Below are 17,769 nucleotides of genomic sequence, written 5' to 3' on the forward strand. Positions count from 1 at the left end.
GGATCAACCTACTTGCCGCACCTTCCCAGTGCCTTTCGGCACCAGTGGTCTGTCGGCTAAAGGCTGTTGGCCTTTAGCCCAAGGAAGGAAGCCTCCTTTCGGGAAATCCCTACTTGGGACCTCCTCCCCCAGAGGTCAGGTAAACCTCCAAGCGGCTTTCGTCCCCGGTCACGGCTGCGGGGCAGCGGGGGATTTTCACCCCTCTTCCACAACCTCAACCCGATAGTCTATTTTAAACAGTCAGATTCAAAATGCAACCAATTTTATTTTTAATTCAATCTTTAAGACATCCGATCCTTAAGACATCGGAAGCTCTATCAAGACCTCAAGCCCTCCTTGCGAAGGCAAACTAAACTTGACCTTACCATTATGAGCCTCTACTACTTTTTTGGTGATAAAAAGTCCAAACCCCAACCCTTTGTCAGCGCTTGACTTAAAAAAAGGCATTCCTAAAAAAGGAAGGTCCTTGGGGTTCACTCCAGGGCCTTCATCTTTTATGAGGATGTTTATCATTTGATTTTCTCTTGTATAGGCCTTAACTGTTATTTTGCCGTTCTTAGGGGTAAACTTTACGGCATTTTCTAAGGGATTCAAAAAGGCTTGCATAAGCCAGTCTTTGTCTCCCTCTATCCAAACACTTTCAGGAAGGTCTACCTCTAAACTTATGTTTTTATCTTCACAAAGAGGCCTTATCCAGAAAATTACATCCTCTAAGGCTAAACTTAAGTCAAACCTTTCTTTTTTTAAAGGAAGTTCCTTCACAAGATATTCAAGAGAGGTAAAAAGTTTAGACACCAACCGCTCAATACGTTCTAAGGCATTTTTAAAAGTCACAAAATAGTCGTGGATTTGAGTATATTGATTTAAGCTAAGGATTTCACCCTCCAGTTTTTCTGCATAACCCCGTAGAATGGTAAAAGGCGTCTTGATTTCATGAGAAAGATAAGAAAGGGCTAAGGTATAACTTTTTTTAAACATTTCCTTTTCGGACTTATCTATAAAAACATAAACCTGTTTCCCCTCTTTTAATAAATAAGTTTTAATCTCCCAGTTTTTTGTTATCATCTCTTCTAAGGTTGTATCAAATCTTTTTCCTCTCAAGTCCCCAAAAAGGCTTAAAGAGATTTTGTTTTGCCAAAAAATTTCTTCTGTTTGGTCTACGATAAAAACCGGGATTTCTAACTGATAAAGAGTTTCTTCCCAAAAAACTTGCTTTTGTCTGATGTCTTCTGCCTTTTGTTTGTTCTCTTTTAATTTTTTAAGTAACCAGAACAGGATTAAACCTAAGAAGATATTGAACAAAATAGAAAGTGTGACAACAAACGCCATATTTATGCAGGTTTTTTTAGTCTATATCCAAAGCCTCTGACGGTTTCTATTAACTGTCCATATTCTCCAAGTTTATCTCTTAGACGGCAGATATAAGCATCCAGTACTCTCGAATAATATTCTCTTTCTAAAGCCCAGATATGATTAGAGAGCTCCTCTCTAGAAAATACTTTTTCAGGGTTTTCTATAAAAACTTCTAAAATTTTGTATTCTGTTGGGGTCAGGTTTAAGGGATTATCTTCTAAAAAGATGGTCTTTCTTTCTTTATCAAGAAGTAAAGGACCTACCCTAACCTGAGAAATAGGGGAATCTTTGGTTTTTAAAATTTTTTTAATCCTAATAACCAGCTCTCTCAAACTAAAAGGTTTAACCACATAATCATCAGCCCCTAACTCAAGCCCTAATACCCGGTCTAATTCTGCACCCCTGGCTGATACGATCACCACAGGAATGTTAGAATATTTGGAGGAAAACCTAAGATATTTCAGAAGTTCTATACCGTCTCCATCTGGAAGTATCAGGTCAAGCACAACCAAATCTACCGAAGACTGAATTAAAAATGAATAAGCCTGGGCAAGAGAGTTAACCAAATAAGTTTTAAACCCTTGAGAAGTCAGAGCCTCTGAAATAAGATTTGCTATGTCTTTGTCATCCTCTACTATAAGTATCTTTTTCATGTTGTTATAAACCATAAAAGTTTTTACAAATATGTCAACCCATCTGACAGGGTTTTATGTTGAAGGTTTCGGATGTTGGGCTTGTAGGTTGAACCAAAAGAAAGCGTTCAAACTCTTTTTTCGATGTCTAAATCGTAAAAATTTTCTAAAGTTTTTAGGTTTAAACCAAAGATTAACAAAATTTTAACAAAATTTTAACAAAAGAGTTTTAAGTTAGTTATAAAAAAATTAAGGGGGGTTTTGAGATGAAAAAGAAATGGTTTAAAAAGGTGATTGCGTTATTCCTTGGTATTGGATTTTTCACTGCCTCTGGAGCTCAAGCTGTTGAAATTACTGGAGCTGGTGCGACCTTTCCTCAGCCAGTTTTTCAAGCCTGGGCTCATGAATATCATAAGGCTACAGGGGTCAAAGTAAACTACCAAGGGATAGGTTCTGGAGGTGGTATCAAACAAGCTCAGTCTAAAACCGTTGATTTCGGAGCAAGCGATAAGCCTTTGACCTCTAACGAACTTAAACAATACAACCTGGCTCAGTTCCCTGCTATCATAGGTGCAGTAGCTTTAACTTACAACTTACCTGGATTTCAAAATATATCCTTAAATCTTGATGAAAAGGCAGTTTGTGGTATATATCTTGGCAAAATTACCCGGTGGAATGACCCATATCTACAAAAACTTAATCCAGGGGTCAAACTCCCAGACGTTCCTATTACAGTAGTTAGAAGGTCAGATGGGTCAGGAACCACCTGGCTTTTTACCACCTATCTTTCTAAGGCTTGTCCTGAATGGAAAGAAAAAGTTGGAGCAGGTACTTCTGTAGACTGGCCGGTCGGAATAGGTGCTAAGGGTAATCCAGGGGTTACCAACTATGTAAAACAAAACCAAGGTTCTATAGGCTACGTAGAATATACTTATGCTAAGGAAAATAACTTGCCAGTAGCACGTTTGCTTAATAAAGATAAAAATTATTACTTATTACCAAGTATAGAAACCATCCAGGCAGCAGCTTCTAACGCTAAATGGTCGATGGAAAAGGACTTTTATGAAGACCTAACTTATCAACCTGGTAAAATGTCTTATCCTATCGTAGGGGTTTCTTTTGTTCTTTTAGTAAAAGATAGCCCCCGTGCTAACGAGGTAACCAAATTTTTTAAATGGGCCTTCGAAAATGGAGACACTATTGCCCAAAAACTTTACTATATACCTCTTCCTAAAAATCTAAAAACTATGATTTATAAGTACTGGCAAAAACATAAGGTCAATTAAACCCTTCTTATAACCTCTCTTAAAGAGGACTTCCTCTTTTCAGAGGAGGTCCTCTTTACTTTTTTTACCCTTTTTATCTATAATTTTTATGTTAAAATTACTTAAACTAATAAGGACGGTATATGGGAAAAGGCTTCTCTTATTTAATAGAAATTTTTACCAAATATTTTTTAGGTTTTTGGGCGGTTTTTACAGGTCTTCTTTTCCCTTTTGTTGTCTTTTTAATACTGCTTTACGAATCTAAACTTGCCATTCAGAATTTTGGGGTAATAAACTTTCTAACCTCTACAGAATGGGACCCTGTTAGAGAAAGTTTTGGTGCCCTCCCGATGATAGTAGGCACTTTGATCAGCACCTTTATAGCCATCCTTCTTGCTGCCCCAATCTCTATAGGTATCGCTATCTTTATTACCGAACTTGCTCCTTCATGGCTTAAAGGAATTTTTACCACAGCTATAGAGCTTCTGGCTGCCATCCCAAGTATAATATATGGGATGTGGGGTTTCTTAGTGTTTGCCAAGTATATGCGAGAAGACATAGAACCAGCATTACAAAAAATCTTCTCTCCTATCCCTATACTGTCGCAACTCTTTTCAGGAAACCCCACAGGGATTGATGTGCTTACCACCTCTATAGTTCTTTCTATAATGATAATTCCCTTTATGTCTTCAGTAGTGAAAGATGCCTTTAACCTGGTACCTTCGGTGATGAAAGAATCAGCCTATGGGCTTGGGGCTACAAAATGGGAGGTGGTAAAAGATATAGTTATTCCTTATACTGCTTCAGGAATTGCAGGAGGGCTTATTCTTTCTACAGGAAGAGCTTTAGGAGAAACTATGGCTGTTACCTTTTTGGCAGGCAATGTTCCTCAAATTCCAAAGTCCTTACTTGAACCCTTTACTACGATTACCGTAGCCTTAGCCAATCAGTTTACTGAAGCTGACACACCTTTATATCTCTCTTCTCTTTTTTATCTTTCTTTGTTCTTGTTTGTGATATCCTTTGGAGTTTTGATTTTAGCTAAACTCATGATGTTGAGGATTGAAAAAAGATGGAAAAAGTAGTTCTTTATAGAAGAAAGCTTATAAGTAAGGTGATGCTTTTTTTATCCTTTGTAGCAGCTATTTATGGACTTTTTTGGCTATTTTGGATTCTGGGGACTCTTTTTTTTAACGGTTTTAAACACCTAACCTTTTCTCTTTTTTTAGAAGACCCTGCCCCCCCTGGTATAGAAGAGGGAGGGTTAAGACATGCCTTTATAGGGCATGCTATCATTACTTTGATAGCATGTCTTATCGGTATCCCCATAGGGATTTTCTCTGGAATATACTATTCTGAGTATGGAAGAGATTCAAAGTTTTTTAAAGTTTTAGGTACTATCACAGACGTTATGGTAAGTACCCCTTCTATCATCATGGGAGCGGTGATGTATGCCTTGTTTGTTGTTCCCTTCAAACATTTTAATGCCTTTGCAGGTTGTTTAGCCTTAGGTATGCTTATGGTTCCTGTTATCAGTAAAACTACAGAAGAGATGCTTAAATTAGTTCCATTTACCTTAAGAGAGGCGGCTTATGCCTTAGGAGCTTTTAAATGGCAGTTGATAAAAGATGTGGTTTTGAGGTCGGCTAAATTTGGCATATTAACCGGAGTGTTACTTGGTATGGCAAGGATCTCTGGAGAAACTGCACCTTTATTGTTCACTGCTTTTAACAACCACTATGTTTCTTTTGACATATTTAAACCTATGGCTTCTCTCACAGTCACCATTTTTGACTATGCCATGAGCCCCTATGAGTTTTGGCACAATCAGGCATGGGCAGCTTCTTTCTGTTTAGCTCTTTTTGTACTAATTCTTTCTATTTTTGCTAAAACTTTAGTTCATTCAAACTTTGGCTGGCTAAAACTTTTTAAAAGAAAAAAATAAAACAGAGGCTTTAAGATATGGACGACAAAAAAGTAGAAATAGAGGTTAAAAACCTTAATTTTTATTATGGGAAAGAACTTGCGCTTAAAAACATAACCATGAAGATTTATCGGAAAAAGGTTACTGCTCTGATAGGCCCCTCAGGATGTGGAAAAACTACTTTTCTTAGATGTTTAAATAGGATGCATGACCTTTATGTGGGTAACCGTTATGAAGGAGAGATAATTTTTGAAGGAAAAAATATCCTCGATAAAAAGATAGACCTTATTGAGCTTAGGGCTAAAATAGGTATGGTTTTCCAAAAGCCTACTCCCTTTCCCATGAGTATTTTTGATAACGTAGCCTATGGTTTAAGGTTAAAAGGAATAAAAGGAACTGAACTTAAAGATAGGGTTGAAGCTGCCCTTAAAGATGCTGCCCTCTGGGATGAGGTTAAGGATAGACTTAAAGAAAGTGCCTTTTCTCTTTCAGGAGGACAACAACAGAGACTTTGTATTGCAAGGGCTATTGCTGTTGAACCCAAAGTTTTACTTTTTGATGAACCGACCTCAGCTTTAGACCCCATTTCTACTGCCAAGATAGAAGACTTAATCGTTCAGCTAAAAAATAAAATCACTATTGTTATCGTTACACATAACATGCAACAGGCGGCAAGAACCTCAGATTATACAGCTTTTATGTATCTGGGCGAACTTATAGAAGTGGGTCCTACAGAAAAAATCTTTACCAATCCCGACAAAAAACTTACAGAAGACTATATTACAGGAAGGTTTGGATAAAAGGTATGAAGACACCAGAAGGTTTTCTCTTTTCTGCGGTAAAATGTGGTATCAAAAAACCTGATAGGTTTGACCTTGGGTTGATTTATTCACCAAATAGACTTACTGCCTGGGGGGTTTTCACCCAAAACACCGTTCAAGCAGCCCCTGTAGTCTTAGGTAAAAAACTTATAAAAGAAGAAACGTTACACGGCGTGGTAGTAAACAGTGGAGTAGCCAACGCCTGCACCGGAGAAGAAGGAATTCAAAGAGCTACCAAACTTTTAGAAGAGGTTGCCAAAGGATTAGGGGTAAGTCTAAGGAGTTTGTTGCCAGCTTCAACCGGTGTGATAGGAGAACAATTGCCTCTTGAAAAAATGCTTCCCAAAGTCTCAGAACTTGTATCCAACCTTTCTCCAGAGCGTTATTTAGACTTTACGAAGGCTATCATGACCACCGATACCTTCCCCAAGATAGCTTATCGAAGTTTAAAAAACGGGATTTCTATCCTTGGGATAGCTAAAGGGGCAGGGATGATAGCCCCAAACATGGCAACGATGCTTGGTTTTATTCTAACAGACGCAAAGGTTTCTAAAGACACCTTGAAAAAGGTCCTCCCCAAGATAGTAGACCATAGCTTTAATCAGATAACCGTTGACGGAGATACCAGTACCAACGATACGGTTTACATGCTTTGTAGTAACCAGAAAGACCTCAAAAACTGGGAAGACTTTGAAAAAGCTTGTTTAGAGGTAGCACAAGAACTGGCCTATCTTATCGTAAAAGACGGTGAAGGTGCAAGTAAGGTTATAAAAATTATGGTAAAAGGGGCTAAAACCAAAGAGGATGCTAAGACTTTTGCCTTTTCTGTGGCCAACTCTCCTTTAGTAAAGACTGCAGTTTATGGAGAAGATGCAAACTGGGGAAGAATTTTTGCTGCCCTTGGGAAAACGACCATTCCTTTTGATTTCGAAAAAGTTGAAATCTATCTTAATGGAATCCCCTGGGTAAAAAACCTAAAAGTAATAACTGATGAAGAACTTTTAAGAAAAGAACTACAAAAAGAGGTAGTTGAAATACAGATCAAGTTAAAAGAAGGTAAAAAAGGTTTTGAAGTTTGGGCAAGTGACCTTACCGAAGAATACATCAAAATAAACGCCCATTATCGCACATAGTTTAAGGATGAAACTTCTCTTAACCAACGACGACGGTATCTATGCAGAAGGTCTTTGCGCGCTCTATAACGCCCTTTCTCTTGAACATGAGGTCTACATCGTAGCCCCTGAGGCAGAAAGAAGCGCCGTAGGGCATGCTATTACCATACACTATCCTCTTAGGGTAACCAAAGTTAAAAGAGGCAAGAAATTCTGGGGATATGCAGTAAGTGGAACCCCTGCTGATTGTGTCAAATTAGCGTTATATGAACTGATAGGCCCGGTAGATTTAGTGATCTCAGGGATTAACCGAGGGGCAAACGTAGGGATTAATTTGGTCTATTCAGGAACAGTTTCTGCCGCAACAGAAGCCAAAATTTTAGGTTATCCCTCTTTAGCGGTTTCCATAGATGCTTATGAAGATGTAGACTATTGTTTTGCTGCCAACTTTATAGCCAAGTTCTTGGACGTTCTAAAAGATTTGCCTTTAAACAAACCATTCTGCCTAAACATAAACATCCCTAACGGTAATCCCTCCAAAATAAAAGGAATAAAGTTTGTAAAACAGTCTAAAGCAAGGCTTAAAGAGGTCTTTGAAAAGAGATTTGACCTCCATGGGAAGGCCTATTACTGGCAGGGTGCAGAAGAACACACAGAAACAGACGAAGACACAGACGTCCTTGCTTTAAAACAGGGTTACATCACCATTACTCCCATCCATTTTGACCTAACCAACCACAACTACCTAAAAATCCTTAAAAAGCATAACTTAAACTTTAATTTAGACTTCTAAATCAACGTTCAAGCAGTCTCACCTTTAAGAAAAATTAAATGACATAACATTTAAGCCTGTAGATAAATATAATATAACATTTATGATAAAATTAGAAAAAATAATAAACTTTTTTCTTATAAACTTAAAAATTATATATATTTTATTGTATTGTATTGTTTAATGTTTTAAAATGTTTCAAAACATTTTAAAACATTAACAGACTTTTGTTTTTAAATGCGGTCAAAAAGTCTGAGTTTTCAATAAAGCAAGATTTGGCATAATAGTTGCTTTATTTGTTTATGATTAAACAGACCTTTTAAAAAGAGGTATTAGAGGCTAAAAACTAATAAAACAAGTATGAAGGTAAGAAACGTACAAGTGCTTATAAAGACTGAAGATAAAGACTTAGAGGAGCGATTAAAAGAAATGGTAAGTAAAATAGGGGCGAGGATGGTTGAAACCGAAAATCTTTCTAAGGATGAGTTAAAAAAGATAGATCTACTAATCATAGATACCCGTGAGATGGAATATGAAAGCATGTTTGAGTTTATTGGGGAAATAAGAAAGTTAAACAATAAAATAAAAATTATGTGGTTAACCTGTAAAGATAACATTAAGTCTTCTCTCTTAGCTATGAAGGTTGGGGTTACCGAAGAAGTTTTCTTTCCTATAGATGTAAAAACTTTAAAAAATAAAATTAAGGTTTTATTAGAGCTATCTCAAAGAGAAAAAAGAGAACAAACCAGAGCGTGTTAAAGATGGAGAAAATTGACTTTGTTTAAAAATTTAACCAAATTAAAAATATAAACAGGGAGGTGATGCTTATGGGAAAAAGGTGAAGCATTTTGGGGTTAATTTAGGTGTTTTCGTTTTTATCGTTACCAGAAAAGGTAAGAGGAAACTATGAAAAAGAAAATTAGTAAAACAAATGTAAAAATCAAAAGGAGGTAGACAATGGGTAAGTTAAGATTTCTTTATGAATTTATGATGAGTGCTTCTTTGGCTCATGCACGTTGGGAAAAAGAAATGGCAGACAACATTTTTCGAAACAAAAAGCGTTTATTACTTTTGTTGGTGCTCTTATCTCCTATTTTGGTAACCTCTCTCTTAGGGGCTGCTGACATACTCGGAGGTAAAAGGGCATATGCTCCCGCTCACTATACACCTATAGTTTTTTGGGTTTCTACTGTGGTGGGCTTTGCCGCTGGGTTGATTACTGGATGTATCGGTGCAGGAGGTGGATTCATAATCGCCCCAGCCCTTATGTCTGCAGGGGTAAAAGGTATAATGGCTGTAGGAACAGACCAGTTTCATATTTTTGCTAAAGCTATCATGGGAACGGTGTTGCACAAAAAATTAGGGAACGTAAGTGTAGCTTTGGCTATATTTTTTATAATAGGTTCTATTGTTGGTGCTACTACCGGGGGTTACATAAACAGGTTGCTTTATAGTAAAGACCCTGTTCTTAGTGATGCTTTTATAAGTATAGTCTATGCAGTAATCCTGGGATTTTTGGGTTTTTATGCCATGTATGACTATTTTAGTACAAGAAGAAAAATAAAAATAGGGCAAGCTTCTACTTCGGAAGGTGCTCACGGTGGAGTAATTGGAACCACCAATTTAGCCATACAAATTCAAAAGATTAATGTCCCTCCTATAATCAAGTTTGACGAAGACTTCGGAGGCAGACAGATTTCAGCTTGGTTTATCATCGCAGGTGGTTTTGTAGTAGGGTTTTTGGCTGCGATAATGGGAGTAGGTGGTGGTTTTGTTACCTTCCCGATGTTTGTTTACGTTTTCGGAGTATCTACTCCTACTACCGTTGGTACTGACATCTTCCAAATCATCTTTACAGCAGGCTACTCCTCCCTTACCCAGTATGCTATCTATGGTTATGTTTTTTATACCTTAGCTATGGGACTTCTGATAGGATCTTTGATAGGAATTCAAATAGGAGCACTTACCACCAAAGTTGTCCCTGGAATTACAATCAGAGCTTTTTATGCCTTAACCATTATGGCAGGATTTTTTAACAGAGTATCTGTTTTACCTGACAAATTTAGGTCTTTAAACCTTGTTTCTATTTCTAAAGAGGTTTGTGAAACCTTCATTTTTATAGGAAACATTTTATTCTGGGGAGCTGTAGGTTTGTTTGGAGTTTGGGTGTTAGTTAATTTCTTTAAAAACATAAGAACTTTAAGAGAGGAGGGATAGGCCATGGCAGCTATGAGGAAAAAAGAGTTAACCCTTGGTGTAATTTTTACACTGGTGTTTATAGGTATTTTGTTTGTAATGTTTCAACCTTGGTTTGGTAGAGGTCAAAACTTTTTAACTTATGCTGACGAACTTTTCAATAGCTTGGCTAAAGGTTCTGCATATTTTATACCCAAAACAAAAACTAAAGTAGAAAAGTTTAAAGGGAAAATTTTAGATATCGAAATCAATCTTAAGAAACCCACCGATACCCCTCAAGACCTTCAAACAAGAATAGCCTTAAACACCAAGCTCTATACCCTAGCAGGGGCACAAGTAGAAGATAAAGGAGATGGTACAATCAGAATAGTAGGCGATTTGGGTCAGATACTAAGCTCTGCCCTAGAAGATGCAGATGCTATGTATTGGAATAAGGGAGATTTTATCAAAGAAAAGTATGGATATCAAGACGAAAAAAAGATGTTCAGACAATGGCATAACAGTTTGAGTGCTATTAATAAAAAGCTTACTTTGCAAAAAAAGGCAGAAATGGCTCAGGTAATAAATGATGTTGTTACGAAGGCTATCGAGCCTGGCTATAATTTTTATGGAATTACACCAGAAAGTGTTAAGACTAAATATGGACTACTTACAGGGCTTCTGATTTTTTATGTATTTTACACGATCTGGTGGGGATTTGCTATAATGTATCTAATGGAAGGACTTGGCCTTTCTACCAAAAAAGGTAAAAAGAAGGAGGTGTAAAATGGAAAAAATACTCATCGCCACCGACGGCTCTCAAGCAGCTGAAAAGGCTGCAAAATTAGGGGTAAAGTGGGCTAAAATCTTTAACAGTAAACTGTATGGCTTAAGTGTAGCAGAGGTGATTCCTCTTGGTCCTGAATTGATGGAAGTTTACCCTAAACTGATAGAAATTTTAGAGAAAAAGGCCTATGAGGCGGTAGAATTTATCAAAAAAGAAGCAAGCAAAGAGGAGTTAGCTTGTGAAACCTTTGTTTTTAGCAGCTCAGATCCTTTAGAGATAATCTTAGATAAAATACAAGGATTAGGAATTTCTATGGTAATGATGGGAAGAAAACACACTTTAGGAAGGGTAAGTAGAAGCATTATCGGTAAGTCTCCAGCCCCGGTTACGGTGGTTCCGGCAGAGGCTTCTACTACCTCAGATTCTACTACCTCAGAAAAGATACTTTTAGCTACAGATGGGTCTGTTTATAGCCAAAAAGCTACCTCTTGGGCGATCGATTTTTGTAAAAAAGTAGGAAGCACTTTGTTTGTTATATCAGTAGCTAAAACAGACAACGATGTTGCTTTTGCTGAAGAATGTATAAATGCGGCAGAAGAAAAGGCTAAAAATCAGGGAATCAAGGTTGAAACCTTTGTAGTCAAAGGGGAACCCTTTGAGAAGATTTTAGAATTTTCTTTTCAAAAAGAGACAGACCTTATTATAATGGGATATAAAGGGAAAACCGGTTTAGAAAAAATCTTAGTAGGAAGCGTAGCAGAAAGGGTGGTAGAAAACTCTAAAGCTCCTGTAGTGTTAATAAAATAACTCCGTAAATACCTCTAAGGACAAACGTTAGGGCAACCTATTTGAGGTTGCCCTTTTCTTATTTCAAGCTTCTTTCAAGGTTGACTAAAAATAAAAAACGTTTAAAGTTTATTTATAAAAAGGAGGAGTGCCCGAGTGGACGAAGGGGGCCGACTCGAAATCGGCTGAAGGGGTATTAAACCCCTTCCGGGGGTTCGAATCCCTCCTCCTCCGTGTTTTAAACGCTATGCGTAACTATAATGTTAAAAAACTTAAAATTTTAGAACTGTTAGCTCAAACTTCCTGTATCTCAGGGGAGGTTTTGGCACAAAGAATTGGAATTTCAAGGACTGCAGTCTGGAAATACATTCAAGCTTTGAAAGACGAAGGATATCCTATCGTTACCACCAAAAAAGGGTATAGCCTCTCTACTACCTCAGACTTAATCTTGCCTGAAAACATCGAAAAAGCCTTGGAAACACATAAAATAAATCTCATAAACAAGGTTTACTATTTTAGGTCTGTGTCTTCGACGATGGAAGTAGCTAAAAAACTTGCCGAACAAGAAAAAAATTTTTTAGTCATAGCTGAAAAACAAACCGCAGGACGAGGAAGACTGGGAAGGCCTTGGATTTCAAACGAAGGTGGGATATGGATGAGCCTACTGATTCGCCCCTCCATTTCTTTAAGAGAAAGTTTTATTCTTACCTATCTTGCAAGTCTCTGCGTATGCAAAGCCCTTAGACAGATAACCAGCCTTTCTTTCTATCTAAAGTGGCCAAATGATATAGTCTTTTTAACAAACGACGAAATAAAAAAGGTAGCAGGTATTTTGCTTGAACTAAAAGCAGAAGTAGATAAGATTGATTACGCTATCATAGGCATAGGAATAAACGTAAACAATCAGATAAACTCTTTTGAACCTACGGGAATTTCTTTAAAAGAACTTACCAACAGGCTTTGGAACAGAACAGATATAATCATAGAAATCATGAAAAATTTTTATCACTATTTTCAGGTTAAACCAGAAGAAATATTAAACGAATGGAAACAACTTTGTTTAACCCTGGGGAAAAAGGTTAAAATCATAAGACCTCAAGGAGAATTAATCGGAAAAGCCCTTGATATAGCAGAAGATGGCGCCCTTTGGTTAGAAGCTGAAAACCAAAGGGCGGTTAAAATCTATTCAGGAGACTGTATTCACTTAAGAGTGGCTTAACCTATAGGTTTATTATCGCAATCGTAGGTTCTAAACATTTGTTTATTACTGCTGAACTTACCCCACCTAAAACAAGGTCTTTAAGAGCTGAACGTCCTTTTCTCCCCATGATTACCAAGTTATGTCCACTTTGATTTATTTCTTTAACTATCTCTTTCTTAGGGAACCCAACGGTGGCTTTGGTCTCGATCAACTCTTCTTTAATTCCTTGGTCTAAAAATCTTTTTTTAGCCTTATCAAGGATTTCTTTGGCTTCCTCTTCTGGGTCTATACCTGCCTGTACTCTTTCAAGGTAAAGAGAAAGATTGATAACCCTTAACAGAGTTACCTTCCTTATCTCCTTAACGTACTTGGTCAGACATACTGCGTGCTCTACTGCCTTCATGGAATACTCTGAGCCATCAACAGGCACTAAAATGTCACCTATAGACCCTTCCTTTTCTCCTACCAGATAAATGTTTCGATTGGTCAACCCATGTAAAACTTTGTTGGATACACTTCCAAGAAAATAGCTTTTTATTTCCGAGATACCTCTTCTTGCAAGGATTACAGTCTGAAAATTTTCCCTTTCTGCAAATTCAATTATCTTATTTCCCGGGTCTCCTTCATCAACCTTCTTTTCTATCAACCCGGTGATACCAGCGTTTTTAAGCACGTTTTCATACTCAGATAAAAAGGGCATTATGTTTTCTTCCACGTGTCTCTTTTTAATTTTCGTTATAATTTCTGAATTTTTTATAAGTTCTGCCCTAAAATCAAGGTTTTTCATGTGCTCACTTAAATATCCACCTGCCATTACATAAAAAAGGGTTATGTTTTCAACCTGAAAGTTTTTAAGCATGTTCCCTGCAAACTTAACGGCTCTTAAAGAATTTTCACTTTTATCAACAGGTAGTAAAACTTTATCAAATCCACAGTTAACCATCCTTTTCCTCCTACAATTTTAATAAAAAAGCAATAACCAGATATTACTAATTATGATGGTTATTAACATATAAACAAAAGCATATTTCATAAAGCCAAAAAAGCTTATTTTATAACCTGCAGATTCTGCAATTCCTATGGTTACTACGTTGGCAGAAGCACCTATCATAGTCCCATTTCCTCCTAAACAGGCTCCTAAAGCTAAAGCCCACCAGAGAACGTTACTTTCAGCACCAGGTATCACCTTTGTAAGATAGGCAACTATAGGTAACATCGTCGCTGTAAAAGGTATGTTATCCACAAAAGCGCTCATTATAGCAGAGACCCACAAAATAAGACATATGGCCACTGTAAGATTTCCTGCTGAAAGATTATGCACCCAGTCTGCGATAATCGCAAGTAATCCTACCTCTTCTACAGCCCCGACTATTATAAAAAGAAAGATAAAAAATAAGAGAGTTGTCCATTCTATGTCTTTTTCGATCAACTCAAGCATTTTTACTTTTTTAGTAAGCACTGCATAGGTAAAAAGAATCCCTGCACCAAACAAAGCCGGAATACTTACCTCCATATGCCAGTATCCATGTGTTGCAAAAAATCCAATCACTATCAACATCACGATAAGTCCATAGGTTAGAAGGGTTTTATCTGTAATCTTGTATTCTTCCTTTAAATAGCTCAAGAAAGCATCGACATCATCAACTTTTCCTTTTTTGTATTCCTTTGAATAGAAAAATTTGTTGTATATGATAAGCGCTATCATGCATATTAGTACCACCGGTGTTAATGCATAGACAAACTGCATAAATGTAAGCCCTGTGTATGAACCGATCATGATGTTTGGAGGGTCACCTATGAGAGTGGCTGTTCCACCTACATTTGAGGCCATTATACCTGGTATTAAAAGAGAAAGAGGATTAATTTTTAGTGCTATAGATATTTCGATTAAAACCGGTGTATAAAGGAGCATAGCCGTCACATTGTCAAGAAAAGCAGAAGTTATGGCTATGAAAAAGAAAGAAATTATGCTAAGAACCATTACATTGCCACGGGCAAGTTTGTATGACATATAGGCGCACCACTGGAAAACCCCTGTATGTTTAAGCACCCCGATGATTACCATCATACCCATAAGAAGGAATATCACGTTCATGTCGATGGCTTCTATAGCCCTTTCAAAAGAAATGATGTGAAAATCAGAATTGATCGTACCCAGGGTATAGGTAAGGATAAGGATGGTGGCAGCCCCAAGCATGGCTGCAACCGTTCTGTGAAGCAACTCAAAAGATATAAGCGCATAAGTTACGACAAAAACTATGGTGGCAATCCAGAAAGCAGGCCCTATATACCGCTCAAGGATGATATTTTTGTTGGCATAAAACTCATTGCCTTTTACAGCAAAATCTTCCTTTTTAATCTCAACGACAGTTTTTTTAAACGAAGTTTTGGCAATCTCAAGTTGAATCTTTCCGGTTTCAATTAATCCTTTTGGCAGTTGAAAGTCAAGCTGAAACGTCCCCTGAGAAGAACTAATAACTTTATCCAGCTTACCATGTTCTTTTAGTATCTTATAAGGTTTTCCATCAACTAACAGTTTTATCTCTGCCTCTTTAACCGGCTCTTTATGATTATCAAGGATTATGCCTGAAATATGAATCTTATCCATGTTTTGCTGAGAATTATCCTCGGCAAAAACCAAAAAAGGTAAAATTAAAATAAAAAGGGCAAACAAAAAGAAAGTTTTCTTCATGGAAACCCCCTAAATCTAAATTTTTATTTCTTTCTTTTCACCGTTAACCACTACATAAGATTCGTCAGGAATGATGTAGTTTTCCTCTGGTCCATGCACCTGAATTCCTGAAATAACGGCATAATCAGCCTTTTTAGTATCCACAACCTTTTCTATTATATGCTCAAGATCTTCTACGATTACCTTAAGGGTTATTTTGGTAAGAGTAAGAAGGTCTGGAATCTCTCCGTATTTCAATTCTCTAAGTAATCTTCTTTTTAAAAGACTTTCTTCGATATCCTCTTCATCAAGTCTTATATTTATCTTTCCTGACTTAAGTTCATTAAGAAAGAGACACAAAGCCCCACAAGCATGAGATTTTTCAAGCCCTTTCCTCTTGCATACTCCCATGTTTTCGTTTTCATCAATTGCGATGTGAGAAAAGGCATAAAAAACATATCGTTCTTTACCATCTACCTGCGGAGCATGGCTTATAAAAGCTTTCATCCCAGTCTTACCGGCTGTGAAAAGCCCAGCAAGACTGGAAAAATTAAAGGCTTCCCCCCACATTCTTTTTATGTGACTTCTTACTGTCTGGGAGATCTCGTCTCTACATACACAAACAGAGGCTATGGAATTTCCATCGTTAAAACCAAAATCTTTTAAGATATCATATGATCTTTTTATGAAATCATACTCTCTATAAAACTTTCCAAAAATTTTCTCTAAAATTGGCTGAATAACCATATCCTACCTCCTTATTTTAACAGTATTGGCATTCCCAAGAATGGCCAAATTACAACAACAAAAAATGCAAGGACCAAAATAAGAACTATGCTCATTACAATACCGTGTTTAAAAAATTCTCCTGGAGTAAACTGTCCTGACTGATAGGCAATCGCATTAGGAGCTGCTCCAATCAATAGCAAGAATGGCATACCAGCTGTTACCAAAGAACTATAAAATATAACATCAGGAGCCACACCAAGATACTGAGCGATAACCAAAGATACAGGCAAAGATATAGCTATTGCTGCAACATTCATGATAAAATTGGTCATCAACAACACAAAAGTTGCCACACCTAAAACAAAAACAATCCAAGGTGCATTCTTAAAAAGTGCAAGCCAATTAACAGCAATCCACTGAGCTGCACCTGTTTTCCACAAACAAAAACCAATACTCATAGCTCCACTGAAGAGAAGGATTATATTCCATGGGACTTCTTCAAGTTCTTTCACAGTAAGAATTCCCAGGAGGAAAAACAGCAAGGTAGAGCAAAGCATAATAGCTGCACGATCTAAGGGTTGTAATGCAGGGACAAAAGATTGAGCTGACATAACCAAAACAACTGCAATTACTATAATAATAACCAATTTCTCTTGGATAGTCATAGGCCCAAGTTCTTTCATCATGTGTTTTACCTTTTCTTTTAATCCCTTAATAACGGATTTTTCTGGCTTAAGCACGATAATAAAATAAAGCCAGATAAGGAAAACCATCAGCCAACCAATCAAAAACATATACTTAGTTAGTTCAAAAAATCCTATATCTCTTCCTGTAAACTCTTTAAACATACCTGCAGCTGCAGGTCCTCTTGCTGCTCCTAAAAAGGTAACAATACTTCCCGCTCCAGCAGCATAAGCCATCCCTATGAACAAGGCTTTTCCAAATTTCGTTGGTTTTTCAGATTCCCCATATAAAGAATTTATTGCCAGTAAAATCGGAAAAACTGTTGCAGCAACTGCGGTGTGTGCCATAAAATGGGTTAACGCTGCTGTGACTACAAGAGCTCCTAAAAGGATCATGCTTGTTCTTTCACCTACTATTTCTAGCATTTTGTAAGCAATTCTTTTAGTAAGTCCTGTTTTGGTGAAGGCAATCCCGACAACCACAGAACCAAAGATAAACATAACAGAAGGATCCATAAAATCACGAAAAGCATCTTTGGCAGAACGAATGGCAAATAGAGCCTGGAAAACTCCTATTGCGATGCTTGTAACCCCTATAGGAACAACCTCAAAAACCCACCAAATACCTGCCATAAGGAATAATCCTATAGCCCCCTTTGCTTGTTGAGATAAGGGGAAATGTTTTCCTAATGGATCCACTGCATCTGGCCATGGAGGTGAAAAATAAACAGCAAAAAAACAGGCTAAACCAAGAAAAATAAAAAAAATTCTTTTCCAATTAATCTTTCTTTTTTCCTTGGCAACATAAATCTCCTTTGGTGGTTCAGGCAACCCCTCTGGTCTTTTTTCCTTAGCCAT

General features: G+C 37.2%; 17 protein-coding genes, 1 tRNA gene and 1 riboswitch. Of the genes, 12 read left to right on the plus strand and 6 right to left on the minus strand.

Going from position 1 to position 17,769, the window contains the following annotated elements; translation table 11 throughout:
- Positions 1–250, minus strand: a riboswitch (cobalamin riboswitch). This riboswitch is flagged as partial in the annotation.
- A gap of 47 nt (positions 251–297) precedes the next feature.
- Both PWP26_RS05820 and PWP26_RS05825 read right to left on the minus strand, forming a co-directional pair.
- Entirely contained in the window at positions 298–1,329 is a 1,032-nt protein-coding gene (locus tag PWP26_RS05820; RefSeq protein WP_273010576.1) for a sensor histidine kinase KdpD, read from the minus strand.
- A gap of 2 nt (positions 1,330–1,331) precedes the next feature.
- Positions 1,332–2,006 (minus strand): response regulator transcription factor, encoded by a 675-nt coding sequence (locus tag PWP26_RS05825; protein WP_273010577.1) that lies wholly within the window; start codon positions 2,004–2,006, stop codon positions 1,332–1,334.
- 245 nt (positions 2,007–2,251) lie between these two features.
- Between PWP26_RS05825 and pstS the strand changes: the two genes are divergently transcribed.
- From pstS to PWP26_RS05885, 12 genes are all read left to right on the plus strand, one after another.
- Positions 2,252–3,271 carry a phosphate ABC transporter substrate-binding protein PstS gene (gene pstS, locus PWP26_RS05830; protein ID WP_301399224.1) on the plus strand — a complete coding sequence of 340 codons (1,020 nt, stop codon included), beginning with the start codon at positions 2,252–2,254 and terminating at the stop codon, positions 3,269–3,271.
- A 122-nt stretch (positions 3,272–3,393) separates the two neighbouring features.
- Positions 3,394–4,335 (plus strand): phosphate ABC transporter permease subunit PstC, encoded by a 942-nt coding sequence (gene pstC / locus PWP26_RS05835; RefSeq protein WP_301399226.1) that lies wholly within the window; start codon positions 3,394–3,396, stop codon positions 4,333–4,335.
- Entirely contained in the window at positions 4,323–5,195 is an 873-nt protein-coding gene (pstA, locus tag PWP26_RS05840; RefSeq protein WP_287567811.1) for a phosphate ABC transporter permease PstA, read from the plus strand. Before pstC ends, pstA begins: the two co-directional genes overlap by 13 nt.
- 17 nt (positions 5,196–5,212) lie before the next feature.
- Positions 5,213–5,974 carry a phosphate ABC transporter ATP-binding protein PstB gene (gene pstB, locus PWP26_RS05845; protein ID WP_038062373.1) on the plus strand — a complete coding sequence of 254 codons (762 nt, stop codon included), beginning with the start codon at positions 5,213–5,215 and terminating at the stop codon, positions 5,972–5,974.
- A 5-nt stretch (positions 5,975–5,979) separates the two neighbouring features.
- Positions 5,980–7,128, plus strand: a complete 1,149-nt coding sequence (argJ, locus tag PWP26_RS05850; protein WP_287567809.1) for a bifunctional glutamate N-acetyltransferase/amino-acid acetyltransferase ArgJ — start codon at positions 5,980–5,982, stop codon at positions 7,126–7,128.
- Positions 7,129–7,135: 7 nt separating this feature from the next.
- Positions 7,136–7,900 (plus strand): 5'/3'-nucleotidase SurE, encoded by a 765-nt coding sequence (gene surE, locus PWP26_RS05855; RefSeq protein ID WP_301399231.1) that lies wholly within the window; start codon positions 7,136–7,138, stop codon positions 7,898–7,900.
- Between the two features lie 339 nt (positions 7,901–8,239).
- Positions 8,240–8,638, plus strand: a complete 399-nt coding sequence (locus tag PWP26_RS05860) for a hypothetical protein (RefSeq protein WP_301399232.1) — start codon at positions 8,240–8,242, stop codon at positions 8,636–8,638.
- Between the two features lie 198 nt (positions 8,639–8,836).
- Entirely contained in the window at positions 8,837–10,096 is a 1,260-nt protein-coding gene (locus tag PWP26_RS05865) for a sulfite exporter TauE/SafE family protein (RefSeq protein ID WP_301399233.1), read from the plus strand.
- A 3-nt stretch (positions 10,097–10,099) separates the two neighbouring features.
- Positions 10,100–10,840 (plus strand): hypothetical protein, encoded by a 741-nt coding sequence (locus PWP26_RS05870; protein ID WP_301399234.1) that lies wholly within the window; start codon positions 10,100–10,102, stop codon positions 10,838–10,840.
- A gap of 1 nt (position 10,841) precedes the next feature.
- Positions 10,842–11,648: a universal stress protein gene (locus tag PWP26_RS05875; protein WP_301399235.1), complete on the plus strand. Its 807-nt coding sequence runs from the start codon at positions 10,842–10,844 to the stop codon at positions 11,646–11,648.
- A 121-nt stretch (positions 11,649–11,769) separates the two neighbouring features.
- Positions 11,770–11,861 (plus strand) — tRNA-Ser (locus PWP26_RS05880).
- Between the two features lie 13 nt (positions 11,862–11,874).
- Positions 11,875–12,846 carry a biotin--[acetyl-CoA-carboxylase] ligase gene (locus PWP26_RS05885; protein ID WP_038062427.1) on the plus strand — a complete coding sequence of 324 codons (972 nt, stop codon included), beginning with the start codon at positions 11,875–11,877 and terminating at the stop codon, positions 12,844–12,846.
- A 1-nt stretch (position 12,847) separates the two neighbouring features.
- On the opposite strand, the gene PWP26_RS05890 is transcribed toward PWP26_RS05885, so the two are convergent.
- From PWP26_RS05890 to PWP26_RS05905, 4 genes are read right to left on the minus strand one after another with little or no spacing between them, the layout of a single operon-like run.
- Entirely contained in the window at positions 12,848–13,771 is a 924-nt protein-coding gene (locus tag PWP26_RS05890; RefSeq protein WP_301399236.1) for a universal stress protein, read from the minus strand.
- Positions 13,772–13,789: 18 nt separating this feature from the next.
- The gene (locus PWP26_RS05895; RefSeq protein ID WP_301399237.1) at positions 13,790–15,520 is read right to left on the minus strand and encodes an ArsB/NhaD family transporter; all 1,731 of its coding nucleotides are present in this window, start codon (positions 15,518–15,520) and stop codon (positions 13,790–13,792) included.
- A 15-nt stretch (positions 15,521–15,535) separates the two neighbouring features.
- Positions 15,536–16,246, minus strand: coding sequence for a hypothetical protein (locus PWP26_RS05900; RefSeq protein WP_273010589.1), 711 nt, complete (start codon positions 16,244–16,246; stop codon positions 15,536–15,538).
- 11 nt (positions 16,247–16,257) lie between these two features.
- Positions 16,258–17,769, minus strand: coding sequence for an SLC13 family permease (locus PWP26_RS05905; RefSeq protein ID WP_301399238.1), 1,512 nt, complete (start codon positions 17,767–17,769; stop codon positions 16,258–16,260).

This window comes from Thermodesulfobacterium sp. (assembly GCF_030445475.1).
Taxonomy (GTDB): domain Bacteria; phylum Desulfobacterota; class Thermodesulfobacteria; order Thermodesulfobacteriales; family Thermodesulfobacteriaceae; genus Thermodesulfobacterium; species Thermodesulfobacterium commune.